General features: G+C 71.2%; 14 protein-coding genes. 5 read left to right on the top strand and 9 right to left on the bottom strand.

Going from position 1 to position 13482, the window contains the following annotated elements; all coding sequences use genetic code 11:
- Positions 1–75: 75 nt before the first annotated feature.
- The 3 genes from ACQ860_RS03795 to ACQ860_RS03785 all read right to left on the bottom strand — a co-directional run bounded on the left by ACQ860_RS03795 (position 76) and on the right by ACQ860_RS03785 (position 3405).
- The gene (locus ACQ860_RS03795) at positions 76–1407 is read right to left on the bottom strand and encodes an MFS transporter (protein ID WP_431302079.1); all 1332 of its coding nucleotides are present in this window, start codon (positions 1405–1407) and stop codon (positions 76–78) included.
- A complete protein-coding gene (locus ACQ860_RS03790; RefSeq protein ID WP_431302078.1) occupies positions 1404–2366 on the bottom strand; it encodes a tripartite tricarboxylate transporter substrate binding protein in 963 nt (320 codons plus the stop codon). The genes ACQ860_RS03795 and ACQ860_RS03790 overlap by 4 nt, the downstream gene beginning before the upstream one ends.
- A 79-nt stretch (positions 2367–2445) precedes the next feature.
- Positions 2446–3405 carry a D-2-hydroxyacid dehydrogenase gene (locus ACQ860_RS03785; protein ID WP_431302077.1) on the bottom strand — a complete coding sequence of 320 codons (960 nt, stop codon included), beginning with the start codon at positions 3403–3405 and terminating at the stop codon, positions 2446–2448.
- 116 nt (positions 3406–3521) lie between these two features.
- Between ACQ860_RS03785 and ACQ860_RS03780 the strand changes: the two genes are divergently transcribed.
- The gene (locus ACQ860_RS03780) at positions 3522–4121 is read left to right on the top strand and encodes a hypothetical protein (RefSeq protein ID WP_431302076.1); all 600 of its coding nucleotides are present in this window, start codon (positions 3522–3524) and stop codon (positions 4119–4121) included.
- A gap of 5 nt (positions 4122–4126) precedes the next feature.
- On the opposite strand, the gene ACQ860_RS03775 is transcribed toward ACQ860_RS03780, so the two are convergent.
- Positions 4127–5197 carry a tartrate dehydrogenase gene (locus tag ACQ860_RS03775; protein ID WP_431302075.1) on the bottom strand — a complete coding sequence of 357 codons (1071 nt, stop codon included), beginning with the start codon at positions 5195–5197 and terminating at the stop codon, positions 4127–4129.
- A 69-nt stretch (positions 5198–5266) separates the two neighbouring features.
- Positions 5267–5989, bottom strand: coding sequence for an aspartate/glutamate racemase family protein (locus tag ACQ860_RS03770; RefSeq protein WP_431302074.1), 723 nt, complete (start codon positions 5987–5989; stop codon positions 5267–5269).
- 60 nt (positions 5990–6049) lie between these two features.
- Here ACQ860_RS03770 and ACQ860_RS03765 point away from each other — a divergent pair, with 60 nt between their 5' ends.
- The 4 genes from ACQ860_RS03765 to ACQ860_RS03750 all read left to right on the top strand — a co-directional run bounded on the left by ACQ860_RS03765 (position 6050) and on the right by ACQ860_RS03750 (position 9293).
- Entirely contained in the window at positions 6050–7030 is a 981-nt protein-coding gene (locus ACQ860_RS03765; protein ID WP_431302073.1) for a Bug family tripartite tricarboxylate transporter substrate binding protein, read from the top strand.
- 103 nt (positions 7031–7133) lie between these two features.
- A complete protein-coding gene (locus tag ACQ860_RS03760) occupies positions 7134–7829 on the top strand; it encodes a GntR family transcriptional regulator (RefSeq protein WP_431302072.1) in 696 nt (231 codons plus the stop codon).
- Positions 7826–8344: a cysteine dioxygenase gene (locus tag ACQ860_RS03755; RefSeq protein WP_431302071.1), complete on the top strand. Its 519-nt coding sequence runs from the start codon at positions 7826–7828 to the stop codon at positions 8342–8344. Before ACQ860_RS03760 ends, ACQ860_RS03755 begins: the two co-directional genes overlap by 4 nt.
- A 55-nt stretch (positions 8345–8399) precedes the next feature.
- Positions 8400–9293 (top strand): DMT family transporter, encoded by an 894-nt coding sequence (locus tag ACQ860_RS03750; protein ID WP_431302070.1) that lies wholly within the window; start codon positions 8400–8402, stop codon positions 9291–9293.
- Here the strand turns inward: ACQ860_RS03750 and ACQ860_RS03745 are convergent, their stop codons facing one another.
- The 4 genes from ACQ860_RS03745 to hutH are packed head-to-tail and all read right to left on the bottom strand — an operon-like array spanning position 9294 to position 13442.
- A complete protein-coding gene (locus ACQ860_RS03745; RefSeq protein ID WP_431302069.1) occupies positions 9294–10325 on the bottom strand; it encodes a helix-turn-helix domain-containing protein in 1032 nt (343 codons plus the stop codon).
- A complete protein-coding gene (locus ACQ860_RS03740) occupies positions 10325–10747 on the bottom strand; it encodes a PaaI family thioesterase (RefSeq protein ID WP_431302068.1) in 423 nt (140 codons plus the stop codon). Before ACQ860_RS03740 ends, ACQ860_RS03745 begins: the two co-directional genes overlap by 1 nt.
- Entirely contained in the window at positions 10744–11943 is a 1200-nt protein-coding gene (gene hutI / locus ACQ860_RS03735; protein ID WP_431302067.1) for an imidazolonepropionase, read from the bottom strand. Before hutI ends, ACQ860_RS03740 begins: the two co-directional genes overlap by 4 nt.
- A complete protein-coding gene (gene hutH, locus ACQ860_RS03730; protein ID WP_431302066.1) occupies positions 11940–13442 on the bottom strand; it encodes a histidine ammonia-lyase in 1503 nt (500 codons plus the stop codon). Before hutH ends, hutI begins: the two co-directional genes overlap by 4 nt.
- Positions 13443–13482 lie beyond the last annotated feature (40 nt).

Genomic DNA, 13482 nt, shown 5'->3' with positions numbered 1-13482 from the left:
TCCAGTTGCGAGTCACTCGCAACGAGCGAAAACATAGCCACATCTGAACAGCCGTTCAAGTGACGCATGGGACAGTCAGGCGGTTTTTCGCGGGATCAGCAGAAGGGCCAGCAAGGGCAGTATCCCGGCCAGCCCGAAGCCCCAGGCGAAGCCCGCCAGAAAGGCGCCCTCCGGCGCGGCGCCGGCCGCCAGCGCCCGCGACTCGCCCGCGCCGAAGACCAGGGTGAGGAGCGAGGCGGCGAGCACCACGCCCAGCGTCCGCATCAGGAGGGTCAGGCTGCCCGCCACGCCGCGATCCTCGCGCCGCATGGTGGCGGTCACCATGTCGGTATAGGCGAGGGTGAAGAGACCGATCCCGAAACCCTGGAGCAGCAGGCAGGCCAGCAGCAGGGCAGGGGGCGTCCCGCTGCTCCAGAAGGCGACGGAGAGCAGGCCCATCCCCGCCAGCAGCGCGCCGACCCAGGCCACGCGCGCCCCGCCGCCGAGCCGCCCGCCGAGCGCCGAGCCCAGCATGGCCCCCCCATGCCCGCCCGCCAGCACGAGGCCCAGCCAGGCTGGCGGCAGGGCGGCGATGCGCGCCAGGTAGAAGGGTGCCAGCAGCATCACGGCGAAGCCGGCCAGGTTGATCAGCAGGCTCGCCAGGTTCAGCCGCGCGAAGCCAGGCCGGCGGAAGAGCCGCAGGTCCAGGATCGGCCGCGTGACCGAGAGGCTGCGCCAGATGAAGCCGCCCAGCGCCAGCCCGGCCAGCAGGAACAGCGGGAGCGAGGCGCGGTTGATCGCCAGCAGCAGGCTCGCCATGCCGAGTGCCAGCAGCACCGCGCCCGGGCCGTCGAAGCTCTCGCGCGGGCCGTCGCGCGGTGGTGTCACGTGGTGCCGCATCAGCCAGAGCGAGAGGAGCGCCACTGGCACGCGGATCCAGAACACCGCGGGCCAGTCCCAGAGTTCCACCAGCACGCCGCCCAGCAGCGGGCCGAGCGCGGCGCTCGCCGCGAAGCTCGCCGCATAGGCGCCGAGTGCGCGCGCGCGCATCGCCTCCGGGTAGAGGCTGGTGGCGAGTGCGGCGCCACAGCCGATGACCAGCGCCGCGCTGATCCCCTGCAGCACGCGGGCCGCCAGCAGCAGCGGGTAGCTCGGCGCCAGGGAACACAGCAGCAGCGCCACGGCACTGGTGATGAGGCCCCAGCGGAACACCCGCGCATGGCCCCAGATGTCGCCGATGCGGCCTACCGCCAGCATCAGGCTGCCATAGGTCAGCACATAGGCGATGATGAGCCACTGGATCGCCGGCAGCGGCAGGGCGAAGGCCACGGTCACCGCCGGGAAGGCCACGTTCAGCGCGCTGTCGAAGGGCACGACCAGCGTGCCCAGCGCGAGAGGTGCCAGGCGAAGGAGGCTCCGCTCCCTCACCCGTCCAGGCGGATGTTGTTGGCGCGCACCACGCGCGCCCAGCGCTCGGTCTCGGCCGCGGCGAAATTGGCGAAGCCCTCGCCCGAGACGGCCAGCACATCCATGCCCTGCTGCTCGACGCGGGCGCGGGTCTCGGGCTCCGCCAGGATCTGCGCGAGCAGCCCGGCCATCCGATCGCGGATGCCGGCCGGCACGCCGGAGGGCGCGAAGACGGCCCACCAGGTCGGTGCCTCGAAGCCGGCCACGCCCTGCTCCTGGAAGCTCGGCACACCCGGCAGGTCACGCCAGGAGGCCGCGGTCGTGACGCCCAGGCCGCGCAGCGCGCCGCTCCGCACATGTGGCCCGCCGACGGGCGCGTTGGTGACGAAGAGCGGCACCTGCCCGGCCAGCGCATCGGCCAGCGCGGGCGCGCCGCCGCGATAGGGCACATGGGTGAGTTCCACACCCGCGAGGTTGCAGAGCTGCACCATCGCCACATGCATCATCGTCCCCACGCCGGCGGTGGCATAGGTGATGCGGCCTGGCGGCTGCGTGCGCGCCGCGGCCATCAGCGCCTGGAAGCTCGGCCAGGGCGTGGAGGGATGCGCCGTCACCACCAGCGGCCCGCGGCCGATCAGCATGATGGGCGCGAAGTCGCGGCGCACATCATAGGGCAGGTTCATGATGGCGGGCGTGATGACCTGGCTGTCCTGCGCGATGAGCCAGGTGTGGCCATCGCCGCCCGCGCGCGCCACCTCGGCGGCACCCACCGTGCCGGTGGCGCCCGCGCGGTTCTCGACGACGACAGTCTGGCCGAGCAGCGCCTGCAGCCGCGGCTGCAGCAGCCGCGCCACGATGTCCACCGAGCCGCCCGGCGGCCAGCCGACGACGAGGCGGATGGGCCGGCTCGGCCAGGCCTCCTGCGCGCTGGCGAGGGCAGGGGCCGCGAGCAGCCCGAGGGTGAGGGCGCGACGTTGCATGGTGTCTCCTCCTGGATGGCCGGTTGATGTCCGGCTTGTCAGGCAAGGGTGGAGGAAAGCCGCCCGTGCATACAAGCGCTCAATAGCCGATGCGGCGATCCACCAGTTCGCGCAGGGCCGCGCCGTCGAGGAAGCGGCGCAGATTGTCGGTGAAGAGCGCCGCCACCACGCGGTCCCGCTCGGGATGCATGCCGCCGATATGCGGCAGCACCATGATGCCCGGCGTGGTCCAGAAGGGGTCGCTGGCCGGCAGCGGCTCCACGCGGAACACGTCGAGGATGGCGCCGGCGATGCGCTTTTCCGTGACGGCGGCGATGAGGTCCGCATCCACGATCGCGCTGCCGCGGCCGAAATTCAGCAGCCAGGCACTGGGTTTCATCTTCGCCAGGCGCGCGGCGTTCATGAAGTTGTCCGTCTCGGCGGTGGAGGGCAGCAGCAGCAGGACGAAATCCGCGCGGGCCAGCACTTCATCCGTGCGCTCGGGCGGCAGCACCTCGCTCACATGCGCCATGGGGGCCGGATTGCGCCGCGTGCCGATCACCTCCATCCGCAGCGCGGAAGCCAGCCGCGCGACCTCCGCCCCGATGGCGCCGAGGCCCAGGATGCCCAGCACCTTGCCGTTCAGCGGCGTGGCGATGCGGCGCTTCCACATGCTCTCCTTCTGCGCCTCGGCGATGGCGGCATAGCCCTTGGTGATGTGGAACAGCCCGCCCAGGATGTTTTCGGGCATGGAATCCGTATGCGTGCCGCGCGCGCAGGTGAGCAGCAGCGCCTCGGGCAGGTCGGGCAGGGCGAGCCAGCCTTCGACGCCCGCGGTCAGCGACTGCGCCCAGCGCAGGCGCGGCATGCGGGGCAGCAGGCCGGCCGGCGCACCCCAGCCCAGGATCACCTCCGTCTCCGCCATCTGCGCCTCGGAGGGCTGCTGCGCGCGGGGAAGGGCTTCGACCGCGACGCGCGCATCGAGGCCCGCGGCATTGATCGCCTCGACATAGGGGCCGGGCGTGTCGGTCCAGAGCAGGATGCGGGTGCGGTTGGTCATGCGGGTCTTCCAGCTTGCGTCGCACCATGCTGCACCGCTTCGTGAAATCCCGCCATTGCCGAAGGCCGCGCGCGCGGTTCAAGCTGCGCGCGCACAAGCAGAGGGAACGCACGCCGATGAGCCAATCCATCCTCTTCCCCGGCCAGGTCGAATGGTCGGGCGAGAATCCCGGCATCTCGCTGAAGGAGGACGCCTCCGGCCCCTTCACCACGCTCGCCTCCTTCTTCCGCGTCGTGCTCTCGCCGCATGGGCGCGGCCATGCGCTGGTGCTGCTGCAGAATCCGGGGAGCGAGGGCGCGGGCAATGTCTGCCTGACGGACAATGAGCCGCTCGCCCGCTGGCTCGTGTCCGACTACGTCTCGCATTTCGGCGCCTGGCGCGGGCTGGCGGGGCTGAAGAACCTCGCCTATCGCCCGATCGAGAGTGTCGCCGCGGGCGGTGACGCCATCACGCACTACAGCGAGACGGTGACGGGCGCGGGCATGACCGTGGCGCTGGAATGGAAGGGCCTCGGCAAGCCCTTCTGCTTCGCTCTCGCCCCCGCGCAATCCGCCACGGGCTCGCACCACATGCCAAGTCTCTTCGTGGGATGCGAGACCGCGACCGTCACGGTGAACGGTGTGCCCCGGCCCGGGGCGCCCATCCCGCGCGAGATCGTGGGGCAGCACATCTCCACCGCCATGCTGGCCTTCTCGGAGACCTGGCTGCGCGTGTGAGGCGCTCAGGCCCTCGCCACGGCCTCGGCGATGGCCTTGCCCACATCCTCCGTGCCGGCCTGGCCGCCCAGGTCTCGCGTGCGTGGCCCGCCTTCGGCCAGCAGCTTCTCGATCGCCGTCGTGATCGCCGTCGCCGCCTCATGCTCGCCCAGGTGGTCGAGCATCATCGCACCCGACCAGATCTGCCCGATCGGGTTCGCGATGAAGCGGCCCGCGATGTCGGGGGCCGAGCCATGCACCGGCTCGAACATCGAGGGGAAGGCCTTTTCCGGGTTGATGTTGGCACTCGCCGCGACACCGATGGAGCCGGCGACGGCGGGCCCGAGGTCGGAGAGGATGTCGCCGAACAGGTTGGAGCCCACCACCACGTCGAACCAGTCCGGGTGCTGCACGAAATGGGCGCAGAGGATGTCGATGTGGAACTGGTCGGTCTTCACCTCGGGGTAGTTCTTCGCCATCGCCTCGAAGCGCTCATCCCAATAGGGCATGGTGAAGGTGATGCCATTGGACTTGGTGGCGCTCGTCACCTTCTTGCGCGGGCGCTTCATCGCCAGCTCGAAGGCGTATTTGATGATGCGGTCCGTGCCCGTGCGCGTCAGGATGGATTGCTGGCTGACGAATTCGCGATCCGTGCCCGGGAACATGCGGCCGCCGACGGAGGAATACTCGCCCTCCGTGTTCTCGCGCACCACATAGAAGTCGATCTCGGCCGGCGTGCGGTTGGCGAGCGGCGTGGCCACGCCCGGCAGCAGCTTGCAGGGCCGCAGCGAGACATACTGGTCGAAGCCGCGGCGGATCGGGATCAGCAGGCCCCAGAGCGAGACATGGTCCGGCACGCCGGGCCAGCCGACGGCGCCGAGGAAGACGCTGTCACTGTCCTTCAGCTGGTCCAGGCCGTCTTCCGGCATCATGCGGCCGGTCTTCACATAGGTCTCGCAGGACCAGTCGTAATGGGTGAGCTTGAGGTCGAAGCCGAAGCGCCGCGCGGCGGCATCCAGCACGCGCAGCCCCTCGGGCGTGGTTTCCTTGCCAATGCCGTCGCCGGGGATGACGGCGATGCGATGCGTGCGGGCCATGGGGCGTTCCTCGGGTGATTCGTGGCGCGAATGCATCACGCGCGCGGGCGCGCGGCAAGATGCGGCGGTTCAGAACCGCCGCGGCCGGAGCCCGGCATGGAACCAGTTGATCATCGAATAGATGTCATGCACCGGCAGGCCGGTCGCTTCCGCCACATCCGCCGCATAGGGCGGCATGTTGGTGCATTCCAGCACGATGGCGCCGACATCCGGATGGCGCGCGGTGAGGCGCGCGGCCGCGTCCAGGATGTCCTGCCGGGCGAGGTCCAGGTCCATGTCGGTCTTCTCCGCGCGGATCAGCACGCGGAAGAATTCGCGCCCCCCCTCGGTGCCCTCCATCGGCACGTCGAGCGGCACGCCCGCCGCTTCCAGATGGCGCGGTGTCACGCCCGCCTTGTTCACCGTGATGACGCCGACGCGCTGGCCCGGTGGCAGCGTGGCCTGCACCCAGGGCACCTGCATGAGCGAGGAGGTGGCGACCGGCACGCGCACCGCCGCCGCCAGTTCCCGCTGGAAGAGCGAGAGGAAGCCGCAATTGGTGGTGATGCCCTCCGCGCCGAGGTCCACCAGATCCCGCGCCGCCTCGATGAAGGCATCGAGCAGGCCCGGCGCGCCCTGTTCCACGACGCGCGTGGGCGAGGCGCCGCGCACCACGCGGAACAGCACGGGGAAGTTCCAGGTCAGCCCATTGCCCATGTCGCCCAGGATGCGCGGAAAACGGGCTTCCAGCATGAGGATGCCAAGCGGCGCGCCATAGATGGACTTGCCGCCCTTCGCGATCTGGCCCGCCATCATTCCCCTCCGCCTGTTGCGCCCCTACATAAACGGCCAATCGTCTGAAGGAGAACCCCGATGCGCCGCCGCTCCCTGCTCGCCCTGCCGCTTGCCGCACCCGCTGTGGCGCTTGCCCAGGACGCCTGGCCCAACCGTCCCATCACGATCCTGAGCGGCTTCCCCAATGGCTCGGGCATCGACATCTACATGCGCCGCATGGCCGAGCCGCTGGGCCGCGCGCTGGGCGGGGCCACCATCATCGTGGATCATCGCACGGGCGCGGGCGGCAATATCGGCTCCGACTTCGTCGCGAAGTCGCGGCCTGATGGATACACCTTCTATTTCGGCACGGCCGGCACGCATGCGATCAATGCGAGTCTCTACCGCACGCTGCCCTTCGACGTGGTGCGTGACTTCACGCCCATCGCCCATATGGGCGACGTGCCGAACGCGCTCACGGTGAGCATCGAGCGCCGCCCGCAATACACGGATTGCGCCACGCTGCTGGCCGCCGCCCGCGCCAATCCGGGGCGGCTGAACTACGCCTCCACCGGCAACGGGGCATCCACGCATCTCGCCGGCGCGCAATTCGCGGTCGCCGCGAATCTCGAGCTGACGCATGTGCCCTATCGCGGCCAGCCCGGCGCTCAGACCGCGCTGCTCGCGGGCGATGTGGATTTCTTCTTCAACCAGGTGGGTCCGGCACTGGGGCCCATCCGCCAGGGGCAGACGCGGGCGCTGGCGGTGACGACGGCGCAGCGCCTCTCCGTGCTGCCCGACGTGCCGACGGTGGCGGAGGCCTGCAACCTGCCGGGCTTCGTCAGCACCACCTGGTACGGCATCTTCGGCCCCGCGAACCTGCCCGCGCCCATCGTGGAGCGCATGTCGGCCGCGATCACCAGCGTCCTGCACGACCCGGAATTCAGCAACTGGCTGGTGACGACGCAGGGCATCGCGCTGCCGCCCGTCTTCACGCCCGCCGAATTCGCCGCGATCCAGCGGCGGGACATCGCGAGCTGGGCGGAGATCGTCCGCCGCTCCGGCGCCTCGGTGGATTGAGGCACGGCGCCCGGGGCCCAGGCCCCGGGCGCGAATTCGCCGCTTGCGTGACATGGATGTCGCTGTGTAGTCTCACTGACATGTCAGTGAACGAAGCAGCTCCATGTCGCTGGTAAGCCCGCTGGTGACCTCGATGGAAGTCCCGCCCTCGCTCACCGAGCGGGCGGTGGCGGCACTGCGGCGCGACATCCTGACCACGCGCCTCGCCCCCGGCGAGACCGTCTCCGAGGCGGCCGTCGCCGCCCATCTTGAGCTCGGCAAGGCGCCGGTCCGCGCGGCCCTCGCCCGCCTCGCCGAGGAAGGCCTGGTCCAGGCCGTCCCGCGCCGGGGCTGGATGGTCAGCCTCGTCACCATCCGCGACATCCATGAGGTCTTCGACCTGCGCCTGATGCTGGAGCCCGAGGCCGCGCGCCGCGCCGCGGGCCGGGTGGATGCCGTGATGCTCCGCCGCCTCGATGCCATCTGCGCCGAGGGCTATGACTGCGCCGACACCGAGAGTGCCATGTGCTTCCTCGACGCCAACAAGCAGTTCCACGTCGCCATCGCCGAGCTCTCCGGCAATGCGCGCCTGGCCCGGCAGCTCGACCGCCTGCTGGATGAGAGCACGCGCATGCTGGTCCTCGGCCTGCGCCCGCGCGACCGTACGGGCGAGATGGCGCATGAGCACCACGCCCTCGTCGAGGCGCTGGCGCTGGGCCGTGCCGAGGAGGCCGCCCGGATCATGCATGAACAGGTTTCCGCCAGCCGCCAGATGGTGCTGGCCGCGCTGACCGCGCCCGATGCGAGGACCGCCGTATGAACATGATCGCCGCCCGCTCCGCCATGGAAAAGGCCGGGCTCGATAACCTGCTCTCGGAGATCCGCGTCGCCGCCCGCCGCCCGCTGGAGGAACGCCCCGCCGCCGTCGCCGCCGCCATCGCCCCCTATCTCGGCGATGCCTGCCTGCTGGACGGCAAGGACTGTCCCTCCAACCCCGACCGCTACGTGCGCCACCTGCTGGACGAGGGCGAGGGCTATGCGGTCGTCGCCCTGGTCTGGCGCCCGGGCCAGATGTCGCCCGTGCATTCGCATCACACCTGGTGCGCGCTCGGCGTCCATCGCGGTACGCTGACCGAGCATTTCTTCGCCCCCGGCGCCATTCCCCGCCCCAAGGCCGCCCATCTGCGCGCCGAGGGCGACACCAGCCACGGCCCCGGCTGCCCCGAGCTGATCCACCGCATCGCCAATTGCTGCGCGGAGACGGCCGTCTCCATCCATGTCTATGGCGTGCCCTATGCGCAATTCGCCGATGGGGTGAACCGCATCCTCGCCTGACCGCCATGCAGCGGCGCGGGTTGACGCAACCCTCGCGTGCATCGCTAGTTGGGGCGTGAACATCAGCCCCAAGATCCTGGCCGGCCTGCTCATCGGGCTGCTGGCCTCCACCATCTGGGGTGGGCATGCCGCCGTCGCCCGGCTCGCGCTGAGCGGGCAGGGGCTGCATGTGCTTGACCTGCTCTTCTGCCGCTACATCCCCGCCTCGATCCTGCTGCTGCCGCTGATCTGGCGGGAGCGGGCGGCGATGCGGAATCTCGGCTGGCGCCGGATCTTCGCGCTCTTTCTCTTCGGCGGCATGTGCAACCTGATCCTCTTCGTCGGCGCGCTGAACTACGCGCCGGCGACGCATGGCTCCACCATCGCGCCCATGACCAACCCCGTGGCGGGCGCGCTCTTCGCCTGGTGGCTGCTGAAGGAGCGGCCTACGCCCGGACGCCTTGCCGCACTCGCCGTCATGCTGGCCGGCGTGCTCATCATCGCCTGGGATGGCTTGGGTATGCATCCGGGCGCCTGGCGCGGGGATTTGATGCTGGTGGGCGCCGGCGCCACCTGGGCCATGTTCACCATCCTGCTGCGGCGCTGGCAGGTGCCCGCCATTCCGGCGACGGCCGCCGTCACCCTCGTCTCGGTGCCCTTCGTGCTGCCGCCCTTCCTCTGGTTCCGTGCGGAGGCCTTCTTCGCGCTGCCGACGCCGCTCATCCTCTGGATGCTGGTGGCGCAGGGTGTGCTGCTGGGCGTCGTCTCCATGCTGCTCTTCGCGCGCAGCGTGGAGATGCTGGGTGCCACGCGCGCCAGCACGCTCTCCGTCGTGGTGCCGGTGATGGGGCTGATCACCTCGGCGCTGCTGCTGGGCGAGACGATCGGGCCGGTGAAGGCCTTGGGCGCCACGCTTTCGGTGAGTGCCATGCTGGTCGCGGTGCTGTTTACCGGCCGACGCGTGGGCTGATCAGAAGGCGCGCAGCCAGTCCCGCAGGGCCGGCGACGGCCCGCCGAGCGCGAGGGGGCGGAGCGCCCGGCCGGCCATGGCGGCCGCGCGGACCTCGCTTGGCGTCGCGCCGAATTCGCGGCGGAAGGCGCGGCTGAAGGCGGAGGGATCATGGAAGCCGCAGGCCTCGGCCACCTGCGCGATGCTGCGGCCGTCCCGTCCGTCGCTCAGCGCCGCGTGGCTGGCTTCCAGCCGGAGCTTCTGGATGTAGCGCGCCACACCCCCTTCGTTCTCCAGCAGGCGATAGAGCTGCGAGCGCGACGTGCCGGCGAGGCGACAGAGCAGCTGGGGCGACAGCCGGGCCGACCCGAGATGGCCACGGATGGCGCGGCGCACGCGGGCGAGGCGGGTGGCCTCGATCTGCCCTTCGGCCTGGGCCAGCCGGTCGGGGTTGGGTTGCATGCAGGCGGCCACCATGGCGGCGATGGCATCCGGCAGGCGCGCCGCCTCCTCGGGCTCGAGCTGTGGGATGTGTTGCGCCAGGAGGTGCATGTAGTCGGCCAGGAGCTGGCCCAGCATCCCCTGCAGCGGCATGTCACAGGCCGCGTCCAGCGGGCCGGCCAGCGCCTCCAGCCGGTCGCGCGAGAGGTAGAGTTGCAGCCGCGTGTCGGCCGCGCGCTCGCTCACGAGCTCCTGGCCGAGCGTCACGATGAAGGGCACGCCGGGCGGGATCCGCACCGGGCCGCGCGGCGTCAGGAGCCGCGTTTCGGCGCCGCCGAGCGTGAGCGACCAATGGTCCACGGGGTTGCGGCGGACAAGCTGGCGCGTGCGCATGACGCGCAGGCGAGGGGCCGTCACCTGGCTGATGCCCATGCCGGCCAGTGGCCAGGCCAGGCTTTCCGCCAGGAAGCCATCGCCCTCCGGCTCGGGCTGCTCCAGGTCGAAGACGGAATCGAACCAGCCGCGCCAGGCGGCGACCTGCTCGGCCGCCGGCAGGTCATGAGTCCGCAGGGTCACGGGGCGGAAGCCCTGGGGCGCCGGCGGGCCGCCCATCAGGGCGGCGCCGTGGGCGGGCGGCTGCGCACCCAGCTCGTGGTCACATGCACGGACACATCCTCCGATCCCGTGGGGCGGACCAGGATTTCCCCAAAGATGCTGCGGCCCTGGCCTTTGATCAGCCGCGCAGTGGCGGATATGGGGCCCGGCCCGCAGGGATGCAAGAAATTAACATGCATATTGGCGGTAAGGCTCTCATCCCGTCCACCGGTGGCGGCCAGCAGGACGGCCCACATGGCCATGTCGGCCAGGCCCATGATGGCGGGGCCGGATACGGTGTCGCCCGGGCGCAGCAGGGCCGGGTTGCGGGGCAGCTCCAGCACCGCCTCCTCCGCGCTGGCCGAGAGGACGCGCACGCCCCAGGCGGCGGCCAGCGGCACGCCGCGATGGATGATCGCCTCGATCGCGGCTGGACTCACGCCGGCACGCCCGCGACCACGCGGCCCGTACAGGGATTGCCGCCGAGCCAGTAGCAGAGCTCGGCCGGGCGCTGGATGCGGTAGAGCGCGAGGTCGCAGCGCATGCCTTCCGCCAGGATGCCGCGATCGGTGAGGCCAAGGGCGGCGGCGGCATGGCGTGTGACGCCCAGCAGCGCCTCGGGCACCGTCATGCGGAAGAGTGTGCAGCCCAGGTTGAGCATCAGCAGCAGCGAGAGGGCGGGCGAGGAGCCGGGGTTCATGTCGGTGGAGAGCGCCATGCGGCAGCCATGCGCGCGCATCGCCGCCACATCCGGGAAATGCGTCTCGCGCAGGGTGAGCGTGGCGCCCGGCAGCAGGACGGCGACGGTGCCGGCCTGTGCCATGGCGGCGATGCCGGCCGCGTTGCTGCGCTCCAGGTGATCGGCCGAGAGCGCGCCATGCGCGGCGGCCAGTGCGGCGCCGCCACCATCGGTGAGCTGGTCGGCATGCAGCTTCACCGGCAGGCCGAGACGCTTCGCGGCGGTGAAGAGTTCCTCCGTCTCCGCGGGGGTGAAGGCGATGCTCTCGCAGAAGGCGTCCACCGCATCGGCCAGGCCCTCGGCCGCGGCGCGCGGCAGGATCTCCTGCACCACAAGGCGCAGGTAGTCGCCCTGGCGGCCCTTGTATTCCGGCGGCACCGCATGGGCGGCGAGCAGGGACGTCACGACGCTCACGTTCCGCTGCCTGCCCACGGCGCGCGCGGCGCGGAGCTGGTGGAGTTCCGCCTCCAGCTCCAGCCCATAGCCCGACTTGATCTCGACGGTGGTGACGCCCTCGCGCAGCAGCGCATCGAGCCGGGGCAGGGCGGCCTGGACGAGTTGCGTCTCATTCGCCGCGCGCGTGGCCCGCATGGTGGAGAGGATGCCACCGCCGGCCCGGGCGATCTCCTCATAGGTGGCGCCGCCGAGGCGCATCTCGAACTCGGCCGAGCGATTGCCGCCGAAGACGAGATGGGTGTGGCAGTCGATCAGCCCCGGCGTGATCCAGGCGCCGCCGCAATCGGTGATCGGCGCCGCATGCGCGGGCAGTGCCGCGCGCGGCCCGATCCAGGCGATACGCCCCTCCTTCGCGGCGATGGCGCCATCCTCGACGATCCCCAGCGCGTCATCGCGCATGGTGGCGAGATGCGCGTTCAGCCAGACATGATCGAAGCTCATGCGAGCGGCACCTGCACGTCACGCAGCAGCGCGCGGGCGGCGGCGATGTCGGGCGCCATCAGCCGGTCCTCGTCCCAGGGGGCGACCACATCGCGCAGCCGGGCGACGGCGGCCTCGATCGGCGCGCTGCTGGTGAGCGGGCGGTGGAAGCCGATGCCCTGGGCGGCGGCGAGGTATTCGATGGCGAGGATGCCCTCGACATTCTCCGCCATCGGCGTCAGCCGCAGCGCGGCGTTGGTCGCCATGGAGACATGGTCCTCCTGGTTCGCGGAGGTGGGCAGGCTGTCCACACTGCGCGGCGTCGCCATGGCGCGGTTCTCGGCGGCGAGTGCGGCGGCCGTCACCTGCGCGATCATGAAGCCGGAATTGAGCCCGCCGCCCTGCACCAGGAAGGCGGGCAGCCCCGAGAGCACCGGGTCGGTCAGCAGGGCGATCCGCCGTTCGGCGATGGCGCCGATCTCGGCCAGCGCGAGGGCCAGCGTATCGGCGGCGAAGGCCACGGGCTCGGCGTGGAAATTGCCGCCGGAGAGCAACTCGCCGCCCTCGACCAGCAGCGGGTTGTCGGTCACCGCATTGGCCTCACGTCCGAGGGTCACGCCGGCCTGCTCGATGAGGTCGAGGCAGGCGCCGATGACCTGAGGCTGGCAGCGCAGGCAATAGGGGTCCTGCACGCGGATGTCATTGTCCCGATGGCTGTCGCGGATGGCGCTGCCGGCGAGCAGTTGGCGCAGCGCCTCGGCCACGCGCGCCTGGCCGGGCTGGCCGCGCAGCGCATGGATGCGCGGGTCGAAGGGCGTGTCGGAGCCGCGCGCGGCATCCACGCTCATGGCGCCCGTCAGCAGCCCGGCGCGCAGCAGGTCATTGGCGCGGAAGTAGGCGTCGAGCGCGATGGCGGTGCTGACCTGGGTGCCGTTCAGCAGCGCCAGCCCCTCCTTCGGCCCCAGCACCAGCGGCGCGCGGCCAATGGCTGCGAGCGCCGTCGCACCCCCATGCGTGACATGCTGCGCATCGCTGGCCGAACCCTCGCCCACCAGCACCAGCGAGAGATGGGCAAGGGGCGCGAGGTCGCCCGAGGCGCCGACCGAACCCTGCGCGGGTACGTCGGGCAGCATGTCGGCCTCCAGCAGGGCCAGCAGCGTCTCGACGATCTCGGGCCGCGCCCCGGAGGCCCCGCGGGCGAGCGAGGCGGCCTTGAGCGCCAGGATCAGCCGGACCACCGGGCGCGGCAGGTTGGGGCCGGTGCCGGCCGCGTGGCTCCGCAGCAGGTTGAGCTGCAGCTTCGCGAGATCGCCCGCCGCAATGCGCGTGGAAGCGAGCTTGCCGAAGCCCGTGTTCACGCCATAGAGGGCCGCGCCGCTGGCCAGCGCGCGCTCCAGCGTGGCAAGGCCGGCGGCGACATCCGTCCGCCAGCCGGGCGCGAGTTCGAGGGCGGCGCCGTCGCGGATGGCGCGCCAATCGGAGAGCCGGGCCTGGCCGGCGGCGAAGGTGATGCGGGTCATCGCGCCAGCCTATACCGAAGCGCCGGGCAAGCTTCCATCA

The organism is Sediminicoccus sp. BL-A-41-H5 (assembly GCF_050632405.1).
GTDB lineage: Bacteria > Pseudomonadota > Alphaproteobacteria > Acetobacterales > Acetobacteraceae > Roseococcus.
This window is presented reverse-complemented; position numbering and strand designations above follow the sequence as displayed.